Below are 17,663 nucleotides of genomic sequence, written 5' to 3'. Positions count from 1 at the left end.
AAATTATCACATCAAATCATTATATCTATGTCAAAGTTAAGATTCAGAGTAGTAGAAACAGCCTTCAAGAAACGGGCTGCAGAAGTACCGGCTCCGGCCGAACGTCCATCCGACTATTTCGGGCAGAACGTATTCAACCGGGCGAAGATGTTCAAATATCTTCCTGAAAAAGCGTACGAACGGATCACGGACTGCATCGACAACGGCGCTCCGCTCGACCGAGAAACAGCCGACATCGTAGCTGCCGGCATGAAGAAGTGGGCGATCGGAATGGGAGCCACCCACTACACGCATTGGTTCCATCCGCTGACCGAAGGAACAGCCGAGAAGCATGATGCTTTCGTCGAACACGATGGCAAGGGCGGCATGGTCGAAGAGTTCTCTGGCAAGCTACTGATCCAGCAGGAACCCGACGCATCCAGTTTTCCGAACGGCGGTATCCGGAACACATTCGAGGCACGTGGCTATTCCGCCTGGGACCCCTCCTCTCCCGCTTTTATCGTAGGTGACACACTCTGTATCCCGACTGTTTTCATCGCTTATACCGGAGAATCGCTGGACTACAAAGCCCCGCTATTGAAAGCCCTCGAAGCCGTTAACAAGGCTGCCACAGACGTCTGCCATTACTTCAATCCAGATGTAAAGAAAGTATACGCTTACCTGGGCTGGGAACAGGAATACTTCCTAGTCGACGAAGGACTGTATGCCGCACGTCCCGACCTGTTGCTGACAGGCCGTACGCTGATGGGACACGAAAGTTCGAAGAACCAGCAATTGGAAGACCACTACTTCGGCGCCATCCCGACCCGTGTCATGGAATTTATGAAGGAGTTGGAAATCGAGTCGCTCAAATTAGGCATTCCTTTGAAAACACGCCACAATGAAGTCGCCCCGAACCAGTTCGAGCTGGCTCCCGTCTTCGAAGAATGCAACCTGGCGAACGACCATAACCTGCTTGTAATGGCTCTGATGCGCAAGATCAGCCGCAAACATGGCTTCCGTGTCCTGCTGCACGAGAAACCGTTCAAAGGCATAAATGGTTCCGGCAAACACAACAACTGGTCACTGGGAACCGACACAGGCATCCTGCTGATGGCTCCGGGCAAGACACCGGAAGAAAACCTCCGCTTCATCACCTTCATCGTCAATGTACTGATGGCTGTCTACCGCCACAACGGATTACTGAAAGCCAGCATTTCGAGTGCCACCAATGCCCATCGTTTAGGAGCTAACGAAGCACCTCCTGCAATCATCTCCAGCTTCCTCGGAACACAGTTGTCGAAAGTCCTGGAACATCTCGAAAAAAGCGAACCGGAAGACCTGATGCTGGCAGGCAAGCAAGGCATGAAGCTCGACATCGCCCGTATCCCCGAACTGCTGATCGACAATACCGACCGTAACCGTACCTCACCTTTTGCCTTCACCGGCAACCGTTTCGAATTTCGTGCCGTAGGCTCCGAGGCCAACTGCGCTTCCGCCATGCTCGCCCTGAATGCTGCCGTAGCCGAACAGTTGAAGACATTCAAAACCGAGGTCGATGCAAAAATTGCCGATGGCAAGGAGACATTCGCCGCCATCCTCGAAGTACTACGTAAAGACATCAAGGAATGCAAGGCGATCCATTTTGACGGCAACGGCTACAGTGACGAATGGAAAGCCGAAGCAGCCCGTCGTGGCCTGGACTGCGAGACAAGCGTGCCGGTGATCTTCGACAACTATCTGAAAGAAAGCAGCGTCCGGATGTTCGAATCCACCGGCGTCATGACACGCAAGGAACTGGAAGCCCGTAACGAAGTCAAATGGGAAACCTATACGAAGAAAATCCAGATCGAAGCTCGCGTACTCGGTGACCTGGCGATGAACCACATCATCCCGACCGCCACCAGATACCAGACTTCCCTGATCGACAACGTCTACAAGATGAAAGACCTCTTCCCTGCCGATAAGGCTTCCGCCCTTTCGTCCCGCAACCTGGAGATCATCGAAGACATCGCCAACCGCACCAACTTCATCAAAGAGAAGGTCGATGAAATGGTGGAAGCCCGCAAGGTCGCTAACAAGATCGAAAGCGAACGCGAGAAGGCAATCGCCTACCACGACAAGATCGTCCCGATGCTGGAAGCCATCCGCTACCACATCGACAAATTAGAACTGGTTGTCGACGACCAGATCTGGACATTGCCGAAATACAGGGAACTATTATTTATCAGATAGTTTTTTGTTGATTGTTTTGTGTTTGCAAGGGGAACGTGCTGTGAAGTATGGATCCCCTTCTTTTTTATTACAAAGGAATTGCATACCTTTGGAGCATAATTCAATAAGAAAGGAGTTTACGTCATAACGGCAATGGAATTACAACAATGGAAACAGAACTTTATCCGCGATTATCTGGACGAGATAGACAGTCTGGAAGTGATGGATAAGCTGGAAAAATATACAAAACGGATACTAAATAAAAAGCCGGTGGCTCTATCCCCTATCGCTTTCAATATAGACGAAGCAAATGCAGAAATCGATATTGCCGAAAAAGAATTAAGCGAAGGAAAAGGTATCAAAGAAATGGAGAACCTGCCTTTGCAAACAGGACAAAGCAGTATCGCTCTCTGGTAGAAGGCTACTATAAAATTATCTATACCATGAGAAAACGATCACACGATACAAGTCGTTTTATTATGGGATTGCCGTCAGAACCCCGACAAGCTCAAAAAACTATAAGACAAATATAAACAAATATGAACTACGGATTTGTAAAAGTTGCCGCCGCCGTACCGCTTGTACAGGTAGCGGATTGTTTTTATAATATAGAAAAAATAGAAGGACTGATGCGGCAAGCATCGGAAAAAGGCGTGCAGATCATCGCTTTCCCGGAACTGTCCGTCACCGGCTATACCTGCCTCGACCTCTTCGCCCAGCAGACGTTGCTCGATGGCGCAGAAGAGGCACTGCTCCAGTTGGTCAGCAACACGGCCGACCTGGATATCCTGACCATCGTCGGCGTTCCGCTACGGACGGAAAACCGGCTGATCAATGCCGCCGTTGTCTTCCAGAAAGGAGCCATACGGGGTGTCGTCCCCAAAACATATTTGCCCAACTATAAAGAGTTTCAGGAACAACGCTGGTTCACATCTGCCACGGAACTTCGGGAATCGACAATTTCCATCGGGGAAGAAGAATATCCGATGGGCAGCCACCTGCTGTTCCGTTCGGGACGGCTGACTGCCGGCATCGAGATATGCGAAGACCTATGGGTTCCCGTCCCCCCCAGTTCCCTGCTGGCGATGGAAGGAGCCAACATCATCTTCAACCTCTCCGCCAGCAACGAGCTGATCGGCAAGCACGCCTACCTGCGTTCGCTGATCTGCCAGCAATCCGCCCGTTGCATGGCAGGCTATGTCTACGCCTCTTCCGGCTTCGGCGAATCGAGCACCGACCTCGTCTTTGCCGGTAACGGGATCATAGCCGAGAACGGCAACCTGCTTGCCGAATCTCCCCGTTTCACGATGGAAGAACAGCTTGTCATCAGCGAGATCGACATAGAGACTTTGCAGAACGACCGGCAAGTCAACACCAGCTTCATGTATGGCACATCCGGTCTACCGAAGGAAAAGGCACAGGTTGTAGACTTCCAAGTCCGGATTCCGGACGGATTCAGCCTGACGCGTCCGGTCGATCCGCATCCGTTCACTCCCTCCGGAGAGGCTTTGAAGGAACGCTGTGAAGAAATATTCCACATACAGGTAGCCGGCCTTGCCAAACGACTCGTCCATGCACATGCTCAAACGGCTGTCGTCGGTATTTCAGGCGGGCTGGACTCCACCCTGGCTCTGCTCGTGACCGTCATGACGTTCGACGCTCTGAAGATGCCACGGGGGCAGATCATCGGCATCACGATGCCCGGCTTCGGTACGACCGACCGCACCTATACTAACGCTTGCGACCTCATCCGCTCCCTCGGCGTCACACTGAAAGAGATCCCGATCAAGGAAGCCTGCCTTCAACATTTCCGCGACATCGACCATGATCCGTCCGTCCATGACGTGACCTACGAAAACAGCCAGGCACGCGAACGGACCCAACTGCTGATGGATGTCGCCAACCAGAAGAACGGCCTCGTGATCGGAACCGGCGACCTCTCCGAACTGGCACTCGGCTGGGCGACCTACAACGGCGACCATATGTCGATGTACGGCGTGAACGGCAGCATCCCGAAAACATTGGTCAAATACCTGGTCGAATGGGTTGCCAATCACAAGGTGGACGATGCCTCCCGCCTCACCTTGCTGGATATCGTCGACACGCCGATCAGCCCCGAACTGATCCCGGCAGACGAGAACGGCAACATCAAGCAAAAGACAGAGGACTTGGTCGGCCCGTACGAACTGCACGACTTCTTCCTCTACCATTTCCTGCGTTTCGGTTCCCATCCGTCCAAGATTTATTTCTTAGCGCAAAAAGCCTTCGCAGGCATCTACGACAATGCAACGGTCAAGAAATGGCTCTACACCTTCTTCCGCCGCTTCTTCCAACAACAATTCAAACGCAGTTGCCTGCCAGACGGCCCCAAGGTCGGCTCCGTCAGCCTCTCGCCACGTGGTGACTGGCGTATGCCGAGCGATGCGGTGTCACGACTTTGGTTGGAAGAGATAGAACGGATCAACATATAGATACCGAACCGATTCACCCGACAAAGATACGAAACCATAAAAAAGCAAAGTCGATTAGAGTCGATTAGAGTCGATTAAAATGACTGCTAAAACGATTTTTATTGGTATTCATTGTTTTATTGATAGCTATGTCCATTTGCAAACGATCAATAAAACAATGAATACCAATACATTGCAACAGCAAATCACCACCTCTTGACCTTTTGCTATGACGATTCCTTATATATAATAACTAAGTATTCTCTTATAACTAATTATAAAACGGGACTTTTTTCAATTTTTGAAAACGACAAAAGGCGAAACTTCAAAAAATCCCGCCAACTCCTAAAGGACCGGTATCTCAGCCCCCCAATCAAAACACCGGTGTTTTGAAAACGAATCACCGGTGTTTTGAATTCAAATCACCGGTGATTCGCACCATAAAGCAGCAGGCTATATATAAAAGCAGATCACAATCCGGAAGAATCGATCCATGAACATGAAAAGATTAATCGACTCTATTCGACTCTAATCGACTCCGCTTTTTTATAATACCATATATTTGCAGGGTAATCGATTCACAAACGCTCTTTGAAATATTTACATATAGCCAACCGTTCCCACAAAAAAAGGCTACCGGAACCCGATAGCCTTTTAATGGATATTTCAGTTTTCTTATTCAGACAATGCAAATGCCGGCTGACGGTGAATCCACTGTCCACGAGTAAAGTCGGGGAAGTCTACCAATGCGCCGCCACGGGCGATAGACATCTCGGACAAAGCGGAAATAGCGCTCCATGCAGCAGCATCGTAGCAGTCCATAGGAGCCGGTTTCTTGTTATGGATAGCGTTGATCAAGTCGAACATCATCACGTAGTCCATACCACCGTGTCCGGCCTGAGCAGCTTCGGCTTCATGTTTGGACCACAATGTATGGTCGAACTTCTTGAACCATTCTTCCGAATCATCCCAACGGTGAGGTTTGGATTGGTTTTCAACGTATACGTGATCGCCATCGTTCATCCATAAACCTTCGGTTCCCTGAATGCGGAATCCCAAAGAGTAAGGACGGGGGGAATTCGTATCATGCGTAACGATAACCGTCTGTCCGTTCGCACACTTGATCATGGAAGTCACGATGTCACCCAAGTTGAAGCGGACTTTTGCCAACGGATGATTTTCACCGCCATTGTCCACGATGAACTTATGCAAACCGCGAGACTGGGTTGCCATAGCAGACAAGGAGAGAAAACGGTTACCACGGTTGATGTCTAGGCAGTTTGCCACCGGTCCGATTCCATGCGTCGGATAGACATCGCCGTTACGGCGGACAGAATGGTTCGTACGCCACTGGGCTTCTGCAAACGCATCTTTACCCATGCGCAACTCACCGCCTTTCTGGTAAGTATAATGTTTACCATCATTGAATTTGACATCGCGCAAATCATGTTCGTAACCGCAAGTCGCATGCAGCAATTCACCGAACAGGCCTTTGCGGACCATGTTCAACGCAGCCATGCAGTCGCGACGATAGCAAACGTTTTCCATGATGTTCAGATGGCTTCCCGTAGCTTCCGATACGTTGACCAGATCCCAGCATTCTTCCAGCGTATTGGCGGCAGATACTTCCACACCGACATAAGGGACACCGGCTTTCATGGCTGCAACCGACATCGGCACGTGCCATTCCCACGGGCTGGCGATGATGACACAATCGAATTCTTCGTTGTTCAACATTTTTTCAAATTCACGTTCGCTGCCTGTATATACCTTCGGAGCCGGAACATTGAACTTGGCGATATGATCCAGCGTACGCTGGATCGGACCAGCTTGGATATCGCAGATAGCCACGATCTTGTTTCCGGGGATAGACAACACGTTGTTAATATGTTCGTGACAACGAGAACCTGTACCGATAAAACCGAAGCGTAATTTACCATCGTCTTTGCCGGCGGGTTTCTTTTTCTTCTCTGCACTAGTTTCTGTTGTAACCGTAGCAGCAGCATTGCTACTCAATGCAAGACCAGCCGTACCGATTCCGGCAGCGGTCATCTTTTTCAGGAATGAACGACGAGTGTTTTCCATTTTTCAATTTAGAATTTTATGTTAAGTGGGCAAATGTATAACATTCCATGCATATATCAAAGGAGATAGCCCATTATTTTGCAGCCGTTCTCTTCTTATTCCGCCAAAAGCTGCCATCCCGTTTGCTACCGAACATATTCCGGCGCTTGGACTCTTCTTTTATCGCTTTTTTCTTCTCGGCTACCGCTTCCTTTACCTCGACCGTCTCGAACATATGGCCTCCTGCAACCGGCACTTCTTTACCGATCAGCTTCTGGATATCTTTCAGATACGGAACCTCTTCCACATCGCAAAAGGAAAAAGCGATCCCGCTACGGCCGGCACGACCGGTACGGCCGATACGGTGCACATAGGTTTCAGGTACATTCGGCAAATCATAGTTGATGACATGCGAAAGATGGTCGACATCGATACCGCGGGAGGCGATATCGGTCGCGATCAAGACACGGAGCGTATGATCCTTAAAACTGGATAAGGCACGCTGACGGGCACTCTGCCCTTTGTTTCCATGAATGGCTTCCGCACCGATCCCGGATTTGTTCAGGACACGGGCAACCTTGTCGGCTCCGTGCTTCGTACGAGTAAAAACCAAGACGGATTCCAGTGAGCGGTCTTCCAGCAGATTCTTCAACAGGTTGATCTTTTCCACTTTCTCAACAAAATAGACAGACTGGTCGATCGTATCGACGGTTGAAGAAACAGGAGTCACCTCCACTTTCTCAGGTTCATGAAGGATCGTTCCGGCCAGGCGTTCGATCTCCGGCGGCATCGTTGCAGAGAAGAACAGGGACTGGCGCTTTCGGGGCAGTAAAGGAAGGATGCGTTTGATGTCATGGATAAATCCCATATCCAGCATCCGGTCGGCTTCGTCCAAAACAAAATATTCCAATGTGTCCAGGCGGATAAAACCTTGGTTGATCAAATCCAGCAGACGCCCGGGAGTTGCGATCAATACGTCTACACCCCGTTCCAATGCATCTGTCTGCGGCTTCTGCCCCACGCCACCGAAAATAACGGTATGTTTTACGTGAGTATAACGCCCGTATGCCGTAAAACTTTCACCTATCTGGATCGCCAATTCGCGTGTCGGAGTCAGGATCAAGGCTTTGATGCCCGGTTTACGTCCCCTCGAAATCCGCTCTTCGATCTTTTGGATGATAGGGATGGAGAAAGCTGCCGTCTTACCTGTTCCGGTCTGTGCGCAACCTAATAAATCAGATCCGTCCAATACTACGGGAATGGCTTCGGCTTGTATGGGAGTGGGAGTTGTGTACTTTTCTTTTTTGAGAGCCTTTCGTATCGGCTCGATTAGTTCCAATTGTTCAAATGTCATATAATAAGAATGAGCCGTCACGGCTCGTTAAATAAATAATGGTGACAAAGATACACAAAAATCCGGCATCTCTGCAATAATTTGCTATATTTGCGTGCTTTTTAAAAATATTCAGTTCTTTTTGATTCTCATGAAAGAATTATTGTCACTACTCAAACGGTTCTTCGGATACACTTCATTCCGCCCCTTACAGGCCGAAATCATACAGCGCACCTTGCAGAAAGAAGATTCGCTGGTCCTGATGCCTACGGGTGGCGGCAAGTCGATCTGTTTCCAGCTTCCGGCGATCTATATGCCGGGAACCGCCATCGTAGTATCTCCCCTTATCGCTCTGATGAAAGACCAGGTCGAAGGACTGATCGCCAATGGCATACCGGCTGCTACGCTCAACAGCATGATGCCGGAGGAAGAACGCCACCGGGTACGACAACTCTGCATACAGGGAAAGGTGAAACTGCTTTACATCTCCCCCGAAGGGATCATTAGCGAACTGCACTGGCTCCTGCCCCGCATCGACATTTCGCTGATCGCCATCGATGAAGCGCATTGTATCTCGCATTGGGGACATGATTTCCGCCCCGAATATACCCAGTTGTCCGTTCTGAAAGAGAATTTTCCGAAAGTACCGATCATCGCCCTGACAGCTACGGCAGACAAAATCACCCGGACGGACATCCTAAATCAATTGAAACTGCGTGATCCTAAAACATTCATCTCGTCTTTCGACCGCCCGAACCTGTCGCTCACTATCCGCCGCGGGCTGAGCAAAAAGGAAAAGATCGCAGCGATCGTCCATTTCATCAACCGGCATCACCGGCAGAGCGGTATCATCTACTGCATGAGCCGTAACAGTACGGAGTCTTTGGTCGAAGAACTGTCTGAGTACAGCATCCGGGCAGTCGCCTATCATGCCGGGCTAAGCTCCGACAAACGCGAGAAAGCACAGGACGATTTCATCAACGACCGTGTTAATGTAGTGTGTGCAACGGTCGCATTCGGGATGGGGATAGACAAAAGCAATGTCCGCTGGGTCATTCATTATAATATGCCGACAAGCATCGAGAACTACTACCAGGAAATAGGCCGTGCCGGACGGGACGGAATGAAAAGCGACACGCTTCTGTTCTATTCCGTGGGCGACATCCTGCTCCTTCGCCGTTTTGCAGAGGAAAGCGGACAGAAAGACGTCAGTTTACAGAAGTTGAACCGGATGCGCAGGTATTGCGAGGCAGACATCTGTCGGCGTCGTATCTTGCTGAGCTATTTCGGAGAAGAAACGGACAAGGACTGCGGGAACTGCGACGTCTGCAAGAACCCTCCCCAACGTTTCGACGGGAGCATCTTGGTACAGAAAGCCCTGAGCGGTATTTTTCGTACCGGGCAAACAGCCAATATGCACCTGCTAATCGATATACTCCGGGGAGCCGAAAAGGATGAACTGAAGGAAAAAGGATACGACAAGCTAAAAACCTATGGTGTTGGCAAAGACCTCAGCTACAAAGAGTGGAAAGAATACTTATATCAGATGCTTCAGCTCGGTTATATTGAAATCGACTATATGTCGGCCGGTCACCTGAAAGTGACTCCATTAGGACGTAAAGTCCTTTTCGGCGAGCAGCAGGCGCTCATGACCATTTACCAAAAGATCAAAGATTTTGCCCTGCCGACCAAGAAAGGCGGCTACAAATACCGTCCGATCCGTCCGATCGAATCCACTTCCGTGGATGAAACGTTGCTCGACTCCCTGCAACAACTCCGTAAGCAGATTGCCGAACGCGAACATACCCCGGCTTATATCCTCTTTTCGGATGACGCCCTCGAAGATATGGTCCGTAAGAAACCGGTTACGCTCGACGAGTTCAGCGAAATACGAGGTGTCGGACAGCTCAAGCTAGACAAATACGGCAAGGTATTCGTCGCCCTGATCCGCTTTGTCCTTCGTTTGCCTAAAAAGGAATAAAAAAAGAAAAACAAACAATCGTTCTATTCTTTTGTTTATATTTATATAATGAATAGAATGACAGATACAATGAAAACAATTCCCATACTCTTGTTGCTTTGCCTTTCCACACTGAGTTTCTGTACGACAAAGCCAGGAGAGCCGCAAGGATCCGGTTTACCCGGACTAGACACTCCCGTTGCAGAAACAGTACCGGAGGCGGCCCCTCCCCTCATTGAAACCGTTATAGAAAAGGAACTGCTTTACGACCAGCATACGTTAGCCGATACTTACCCATACAAGGATACAATGCGGGAATTCCAATGGGATAAGATCCGTGCCGGTCTCCGTCTGCTCGATTCGCTCCGGCAGAAGCCGTCCCGTTGGGCGATCTTTCAAAACTACAGGAACAAGAACGGGGAAGCCCCGCTGGTCCGGAAGTTTCATCGCGATGCTTACAAGCGGGTTTCCGACACTTTAGGTATCGAACGTTACCAGTCTGTCCCGCTATATCTGCCGGAAGATACACTGACTGCCGAACGCTATGGCCGTGACGGTGCTCTTGTGAAATTGCTTGATGACAGCAACCGCCTTTTCCGTATCCAAACGATCTATACAAACGGGGAATGGCTGGTTCCCGGAAAATATGTCAAGCCGATAGCCGATAGCGTCACGTTCGACAAGGCCATATTCGTCGACGTCACCAACCAGAACATCGCAACACTCGAGCATGCAGGTTCCAAATGGTTGGTCAGAAGCATGAATCCGGCCACAACAGGGCAGCACCGTCCTCCATACGCACAGGAAACGCCATTAGGCATATTTGTCGTTCAGGAAAAGAAGGCAAGGATGATTTACCTCGTAGACGGCAGCAAAGAGACAGGCGGATTCGCTCCTTATGCCAGCCGGTTCACCAACGGAGGTTATATCCACGGGGTCCCGGTAAACGCGCCACGCAAGTCGCTGATCGAATACAGCCCAACACTTGGAACGACCCCACGCTCCCATATGTGCGTCCGGAATGCGACCTCTCACGCCAAGTTCGTTTATGATTGGGCACCTGTAAATGAGACTATTGTTTTCGTTTTTGATTAAAAGTCTTATCTTTGTGCGACATTATTCAATCTTATGTTATTGCGTATCTGTTTATACTTGTTTTTATTATTTCTTCCGGCTAATTATACGACAACCAGAAGTTCGTCTCCCCTGATTCCGGCTGATCCCGCGGCGGCCATGTCTTCGGTATGCCGACAGCTCTATGCTGATATGCAGCTGGATAGTATGGTGGACTATACCGCTTTCGAACAGGCGATAACCGGAGCACAGGCAATCGAACGGCGTAACAAGGATATCATTACCCTAATCGACTTCACAAAGCCTTCCACAGAAGAACGGCTTTACGTCCTGGATATCCGGCATAAGAGACTCCTGTTCTCCTCTCTCGTCTCACACGGAAAAAACAGCGGAGGAAATTACGCCACTTCTTTCTCCAACAAAGTCAATTCTTACAAAAGTTCATTGGGATTTTTCGTTACGGAAAATACCTATCAGGGCAAAAATGGCTACTCCTTAGTCCTGAACGGCTTGGAAAAAGGGATCAACGACCGGGCAAAAGAACGGGCGATCGTAGTGCACGGGGCGAATTATTGCAGCCCGTCTGTTGCCGTCTCGACGGGCCGCTTAGGAAGAAGTTTCGGTTGTCCCGCCCTACCCCCGTCTCTTGCCAAGCCGATCATTAACACCATCAAGGACGGGACCTTACTCTACATCTATGCCAACGACAAGGAGTATCTGAGTCAAAGCACGATCTTATCAACCGGAAGATCGATTTCCCCGAACTCGATCATCGCATTGAACAGCCTGATACGGGAATAGCCCGGTAAATCCTCCGGACGGATATCACCTGCAACCAGCTCTCCCTGATCCAACAACGAAGCCCTCTTCGTCCCTGCCAGTAACGGTGCGGAGGGAGTGATCCATTGTTTCCTGTTCCAGAATGCCACGTTGCAAATAGAGGTGTCGGTCAACAACCCTTTCCGGACGACCAACACATCATCTTCTGTCTCGCGACACGCGAACAAGCGGTTCAGCACACTCCGATCTCTGCTTTTATACCGATAGTCGGCTTCGTCATCGACAACCAACCGCAAAGAGGATACTGGGCGGAAGTGATAGGCGGCATACTCCACGTTCCGGATATCCACATCATATTCGACCCGACACTTCGTCCGCTCCCGATAGTTCACAGGGCGGATGTAATCGTTCAAATCAAGCACATCGGTTTGACATAGCACGTTCCGACGTGTCTCATTCATACGCCGGTTATGGTAGGATAGGTTATGAATCCGCCCGTTCTCGATCCGGATTGTTTCAATAAATAGGGACATATACTTTCTGCTTCATTTCATTATATTCGCTTGTCAAATCACTTTGGGAAGTGATTCCCCCTCCACTCTTAAAGATCAACGAGCCATCCGCCTGCTGTTCCAAAAAGCGGATCATAACGGCACTGTCCAGGCTATTCCCGTCAAAATAGCCCATGACACCCGTATAAAACCCCCTTTCGTAGGTCTCGGCTTCCGCGATAATCTCCATTGTCTTCTTTTTGGGCGCCCCGGTAATGGAACCTGCCGGAAGGAGCCGGAAGAACAAATCTCCCACTTCGGCCTGCCAACCTCCGGCAAGACGGCCCCGGATCTCCGAACTGACCTGCAACAAAGCCCCCAGATGTGTCGGTAGTTCGTCTATGTAGCGATAACGGGTCACCATCACCTCGGTCGCCACCATACTGAGGTCATTGCGGATCAGGTCGACAATCGTAGCATGTTCGGCCGTTTCCTTCGGATCTTCTAATATCCGCCTGCGAGCATCCGGCAATGTAGCATCGATCGTCCCTTTCATCGGATAGGAATAGATATGTTCATCCCGAATCTTCACGAATATCTCAGGAGAGAAAACGACAAAACGGTCTTTCATCCAGAGCTTATACCGGGCTTCCGAACTGACAAAAACGTCCTTCAAGCTCAGATCGGTCCGAACAGGAGTAGCGCAAGTCAGATTGACCAGGTAGGAGTTTCCGGCCCGGATATGTCCGACCACCTTATGAAACGAGTCGGCGTAGGCCGATTGTGTGATAGGGTATGTTTCCCATCGGATCGCAGAAGTTCGGTTCTCCCGATCATTCATACGGCTTGCAGTCGCAACATTCGTCACACCGTCCAGATTGTAGAGCAATGCCTCCGAATCGATCTGATCCGGCTCTTCCACAATCACCTGCTCTTGCTTGTAATCGATCACAAACAGGAAAGGCCGCCTTTCCGCACCCAATCGGTTCATACGGCAGACGGCCTCTATGCGGTTATAGAATCTCATATCAGAAAACGTTCGGTCAAACCACCAAAAGCGTCGATACGGCGATCTCGGAAGAAAGGCCACCAACGGCGGACATTCTCGCTACGCGTCTTGTCGATCTCCACAATTCGTATTCCTTCATCATTATTGGAAAGTTCGGCCAAAAGTTCACCCTGCGGACCAGCGACGAAACTGTTTCCCCAGAACTGAATGCCATTCGTTTGTCTGGACGGATCGGCCTCGTGTCCTACCCGGTTTACCGTAACGACCGGAAGACCATTGGCTACGGCATGCCCCCGCTGAACAGTTACCCACGCTCCTAACTGGCGTTTTTTCTCTTCCTCCGTGTCACTGCTTTCCCAACCGATAGCTGTCGGATAAATCAGCAGTTCCGCTCCTTTCATCGCCATTAGGCGGGCTGCTTCGGGATACCACTGATCCCAACAAACCAATACACCCAATTTACCAACAGAAGTCTCGATCGGCTCAAATCCGAGATCACCGGGAGTAAAATAGAACTTCTCATAATAGGCCGGATCATCCGGAATATGCATTTTACGATATTTTCCGGCAATAGCGCCATCTTTCTCAATAACGACAGCCGTATTATGATACAGACCGGGAGCTCGTTTCTCAAACAAAGAAAGTACCAGTACGATCCCCAGTTCCTTTGCCAACGCTCCGAAGCCCTCTGTAGAAGGTCCTGGAATCGGTTCAGCCTGATCGAACACTTCGGTATTCTCCGTCTGGCAAAAATAAAGCCCGTTATGCAACTCCTGCAAAACGACCAATTCAGCTCCTTGCAAAGCACAAGCCCGAATATTTTGTTTCAGTTTCTCAATATTAGCAGCCCGATCACTGCTATTCGCCTGCTGCACCAGCCCTAACTTCATGATTTATGATTTATAATTTATGATTTAGATTTGAAACCTCAATTGTCAATTGACACGACTCCCTCCGGGTACTGCATCGTCACACAATGTAGCGAACCATGCTGTTTAATCAACGGCAAGCAATTGATTCCTATAATCTCACGCTCCGGAAAAGCCTGTTGCAAAGCTTTCTTCGCCAGTTCGTCCTTCGGAGATTTATAATAGGGTAACAACACAGCCCCGTTGATAATCAAAAAATTGGCATAAGTGGCAGGAAGACGTTCTCCCTCCCATTCCACAGGGTCCGCCATCGGCAAGGCGATTAACCGGTAAGGTTTGCCGTCAGCCTGTCTGAAAGCCTGTAACTCCTGTTCCATCGCTTGCAACTCCTCGAAATGTTCATCCGACTCATCCTTGCACTGCACGTACGCAATCGTATCTTCGCTACAGAACCGTGCCAGCGTATCGATATGGCTGTCCGTATCATCACCGGCAAGATAACCATTTTCCAGCCATAAGATGCGTTCAAAGCCGAAGACATCCTTCAGATAGGCTTCCAACTCTTCCTTTTGCAGATATTCGTTCCGATTCTGAGACGAAAGACATTCGACCGTCGTCAACAGTGTTCCCTTGCCATCCGATTCGATACTGCCGCCTTCCAAGACAAACGGTTGCATATTGATGACCTGAACCCCGTCGGCAAATGTTCCCTGTACCGACAGGTTACGCGTAACCAGGTTATCCAGATTCGCCGCGAACTTCATCCCCCACCCGTTGAACACAAAGTCATACACGACTGGTTCTCCCTGGTCGAATACAGTAATGCCGCCATGATCACGAGCCCAGGTATCATTCGTCGCCATCTCCCTGAAAATGATCCGGCTGTCATCCACATCGCCCAATTGTCTGCGTACTTCCTGTTCGTCCGGACAGACAATCAAGAGCTTCTCATGTTTGATCACCTCCTTGGCAATCGATACGAAACAAGGAATCACCTCGTCCAGTATAGGCGCCCAATCCGTTTCCTCATGCGGCCATGTCAACTGGACGGCACTTTGCGGATACCATTCCGCTGGTAATATGATTTTATTTTCCATCTGCGTTTAATAAAATATGCGATTGTATTGCGGCACAAATATAGGCTTATTTTCCATCATTCTTAATACAAAGATTCTATCACCTCTGTCAACTTGCTGTTTTTCTTCCACGTCTCAAGCAAACAAAGAAGCGGTGCGTATGTCACCTTCGGCCAGTTATTGACTGTTTGAAGTTCCGCAAAAACTTCCAATAACCGCTTTAAATCCTTTACCGGATTTTCCGGCAGGCAAGACAAGAAAGAGACAAACAGCACAGACAGTTCTTTGTTATGAAAAGATGATCTATTTATCAACATTTCGACAACCAAACCTGAAACTCTCTGCGCAGGAGCCCATTCCAACGCTTGGATCTTCCCCAACACCCGACCTAATGCCACATTGTCTATCAGGTCTTTTTCCACAAGTTCGCCCCAAAGATTCGCCGCACACAAACGAACAGGACGATCAATGCTCAACAGGCACACCGCCAGGTATGTCAAAGCCATCCCCCCTCTCCACTCCAAATCAAGTTCGCGCAGGGTATCAAGAGCAACCAGGTTAAGCCTTGCCAGTTCCAAATCGTTCCAATAAGCATCCCTTACGCGATCCCGCACCAATAAAGCCAACCAAATCCGAGGTGCATTCGGAGAAAGCAACAAAAATCTCTTCAGATCCTTCTCCCGCAAAGGAACCTTCCAAAAAGTCTCCACCAAAAGCGGAATACGGGAACAAGGACGATAAGCCATATATAAGGCATAACCTCCAAACCTCCACTTTATCGCAACATTCTTACTTGCCGGCGGAATCAACTGCAAGATACGATCGACTTTCCCAAACGGCTTTTCAAAAGTAAATACATCGCATGGAATATCTCCCGTCAGATAGGCCCGGTTCACAGCAGAATAAGGAAAATCCTTGAACTCGTCATAGACGGTATCAGGACTTTTGACCAAAGCGGCGGTCATCCAGACAGCCTGAAACGTAAAAGGACCATTAGGGCGTGCTTCCGGCTTGAACAAGAAAAGCAATAGCTCGCGATATTCGCCCGCCAACTCTTGTTCGGCTAACCGGACAGCCTCTTCCGTATCATCCAATGCCACACGCGAAAGTGCGATTTGAAAGTCCAGACTGTCCGGTTTGATTCTCTTTTTCTGATATGCAGACAACCGGGAGACAAGCACGGACGGATCGATCCAAGCCGGACGGTGGGTCGGTGTCGATAGCAAAGGCAGCGTATTATAATCTTTTATCCGGTTAAAAGCCAATTTTACAAGATCCAGATAGGGTTTATAGTCCTGAAATGATTGTTGTTTCGAGCTTTTGACACGTCTTTCCGATCCGGTAAGCATTTGAGCATAATCAAGAAGAAAAGACGCTGCCAGCACATCCAATTCTCCTATCCCGTCTTTTCCTTCCTCCACAACGGTACGGGCCATTTCGAAAACCGGAACCATACGTTCCACATCCTCCTGCTTTACAAACGGATGCATACGGGACAAAGAAGCCAAAAGTAAATCGATATGGAAACTCTCTTCGTTATCCATCGACCGGCCCATCAGAGAAACCAGCCCATCCATATTCGTGACATCCGGAATACGCATTTCTTCCCGAATGAAGGGTTGTTTTTCTATTCTTTCCATACTACTTCAATATTGTGCGATACAAATATACGGAGAAAAATACCCCCATCAGACAAAGTCTCCATTTACCCTTGTGTTTTCCGGTATTCCATGGGGGTCATGCCATATTTGTCTCTAAAAATGCGCTGGTAGGTTCGCACATTGCCAAAACCGGAATCGATAGCGACAGCCTCAATCGTATAATGCTTGAAATCTTTCAGCAGCACAAGCGAATAATCGAGTCTCAACCGATTGATGTATCCGTTGAAATTTTCGCCTGTGAAAGTCTGCAATAACGGAGAGATACGATTTTTCCCAACAGGTGTCCATCAAGACGATGATCCTACGCCGACGGTTGTTGAAGAACCCGATTGGAAATTGGAATTGGTGGAAAACGATCCTGAACCGGAATGGGAAATGCCGGAAAGCGGAATCTATAAGGCTTCCGAATCTTTCCCCTTCATTGATGAAGGAGTGAAAGGCACCGAAGAAGAGCCGTTCACGATATCTTTACAACCTGTTGTAAATTGACACTAAACTCCAATAAAAAGAAGGTGTGTCGTAATACCCGATGCACCTTCTTTTTTTTCGTTGACTATAAAAATCGGCTCATTTTTTTTAGCTGCGATATTTTGAGGATTTCTTTGATTTATGTGTTCGCAGCATCTAAATATAGCTACTGTAAGCTCATAAAACAGTCCAGTCAGCCAATCCATACCTTCTTTAGCCATTTTTGCACATATCT

General features: G+C 49.1%; 15 protein-coding genes and 1 pseudogene. 7 read left to right on the top strand and 9 right to left on the bottom strand.

The features are described from left to right. Window positions 1–27: 27 nt before the first annotated feature. The 3 genes from BHV83_RS04480 to BHV83_RS04470 all read left to right on the top strand — a co-directional run bounded on the left by BHV83_RS04480 (window position 28) and on the right by BHV83_RS04470 (window position 4,664). Window positions 28–2,214, top strand: a complete 2,187-nt coding sequence (locus BHV83_RS04480) for a glutamine synthetase III family protein (RefSeq protein ID WP_005643974.1) — start codon at window positions 28–30, stop codon at window positions 2,212–2,214. 132 nt (window positions 2,215–2,346) lie between these two features. After that, a complete protein-coding gene (locus tag BHV83_RS04475) occupies window positions 2,347–2,610 on the top strand; it encodes a hypothetical protein (protein ID WP_005638639.1) in 264 nt (87 codons plus the stop codon). 122 nt (window positions 2,611–2,732) lie between these two features. Beyond that, on the top strand, window positions 2,733–4,664 hold the full coding sequence (locus BHV83_RS04470; RefSeq protein ID WP_122203100.1) for an NAD(+) synthase: 1,932 nt from the start codon (window positions 2,733–2,735) through the stop codon (window positions 4,662–4,664). A 654-nt stretch (window positions 4,665–5,318) separates the two neighbouring features. Here BHV83_RS04470 and BHV83_RS04465 read toward each other — a convergent pair. Both BHV83_RS04465 and BHV83_RS04460 read right to left on the bottom strand, forming a co-directional pair. Further along, a complete protein-coding gene (locus BHV83_RS04465) occupies window positions 5,319–6,728 on the bottom strand; it encodes a Gfo/Idh/MocA family protein (RefSeq protein ID WP_005638644.1) in 1,410 nt (469 codons plus the stop codon). Window positions 6,729–6,801: 73 nt separating this feature from the next. Further along, window positions 6,802–8,061, bottom strand: a complete 1,260-nt coding sequence (locus BHV83_RS04460; RefSeq protein WP_036723667.1) for a DEAD/DEAH box helicase — start codon at window positions 8,059–8,061, stop codon at window positions 6,802–6,804. A 130-nt stretch (window positions 8,062–8,191) separates the two neighbouring features. On the opposite strand from BHV83_RS04460, the gene recQ reads away from it, so the two are divergent. The 3 genes from recQ (at window position 8,192) to BHV83_RS04445 (ending at window position 11,875) form a co-directional block, all read left to right on the top strand. Further along, entirely contained in the window at window positions 8,192–10,021 is a 1,830-nt protein-coding gene (gene recQ / locus BHV83_RS04455) for a DNA helicase RecQ (RefSeq protein ID WP_122205618.1), read from the top strand. 69 nt (window positions 10,022–10,090) lie between these two features. After that, a complete protein-coding gene (locus BHV83_RS04450) occupies window positions 10,091–11,095 on the top strand; it encodes a L,D-transpeptidase family protein (RefSeq protein ID WP_022322585.1) in 1,005 nt (334 codons plus the stop codon). A gap of 33 nt (window positions 11,096–11,128) precedes the next feature. After that, entirely contained in the window at window positions 11,129–11,875 is a 747-nt protein-coding gene (locus tag BHV83_RS04445) for a murein L,D-transpeptidase catalytic domain family protein (protein WP_005648795.1), read from the top strand. On the opposite strand, the gene BHV83_RS04440 is transcribed toward BHV83_RS04445, so the two are convergent. From BHV83_RS04440 to BHV83_RS04415, 6 genes are all read right to left on the bottom strand, one after another. Next, a complete protein-coding gene (locus BHV83_RS04440) occupies window positions 11,797–12,387 on the bottom strand; it encodes an aminotransferase class IV (protein WP_005638655.1) in 591 nt (196 codons plus the stop codon). The two genes, BHV83_RS04445 and BHV83_RS04440, sit on opposite strands and share 79 nt — an antisense overlap. After that, complete coding sequence (locus BHV83_RS04435) at window positions 12,371–13,372, bottom strand: aminodeoxychorismate synthase component I (RefSeq protein WP_122205620.1); 1,002 nt, start codon at window positions 13,370–13,372, stop codon at window positions 12,371–12,373. Before BHV83_RS04435 ends, BHV83_RS04440 begins: the two co-directional genes overlap by 17 nt. Next, window positions 13,369–14,244 (bottom strand): carbon-nitrogen hydrolase, encoded by an 876-nt coding sequence (locus BHV83_RS04430; protein ID WP_122205621.1) that lies wholly within the window; start codon window positions 14,242–14,244, stop codon window positions 13,369–13,371. The genes BHV83_RS04435 and BHV83_RS04430 overlap by 4 nt, the downstream gene beginning before the upstream one ends. A 38-nt stretch (window positions 14,245–14,282) precedes the next feature. Next, complete coding sequence (locus BHV83_RS04425; protein WP_122204975.1) at window positions 14,283–15,320, bottom strand: agmatine deiminase family protein; 1,038 nt, start codon at window positions 15,318–15,320, stop codon at window positions 14,283–14,285. A gap of 62 nt (window positions 15,321–15,382) precedes the next feature. Continuing rightward, complete coding sequence (locus tag BHV83_RS04420) at window positions 15,383–16,939, bottom strand: DUF7824 domain-containing protein (RefSeq protein ID WP_122205622.1); 1,557 nt, start codon at window positions 16,937–16,939, stop codon at window positions 15,383–15,385. Between the two features lie 65 nt (window positions 16,940–17,004). Beyond that, a complete protein-coding gene (locus BHV83_RS04415) occupies window positions 17,005–17,211 on the bottom strand; it encodes a helix-turn-helix domain-containing protein (protein WP_229032805.1) in 207 nt (68 codons plus the stop codon). Here BHV83_RS04415 and BHV83_RS04410 point away from each other — a divergent pair. After that, window positions 17,198–17,449, top strand: coding sequence for a hypothetical protein (locus tag BHV83_RS04410; protein WP_224204424.1), 252 nt, complete (start codon window positions 17,198–17,200; stop codon window positions 17,447–17,449). The genes BHV83_RS04415 and BHV83_RS04410 overlap by 14 nt on opposite strands. 2 nt (window positions 17,450–17,451) lie before the next feature. Here BHV83_RS04410 and BHV83_RS04405 read toward each other — a convergent pair. Then, a pseudogene (locus tag BHV83_RS04405) lies at window positions 17,452–17,663 on the bottom strand (IS1182 family transposase); the annotation flags it as partial.

The sequence above is a fragment of the Parabacteroides sp. merdae-related_45_40 genome (genome assembly GCF_001915675.1).
Note: the sequence above shows the minus strand (reverse complement) of the source record. Positions and strands in the feature narration are given on the sequence as shown.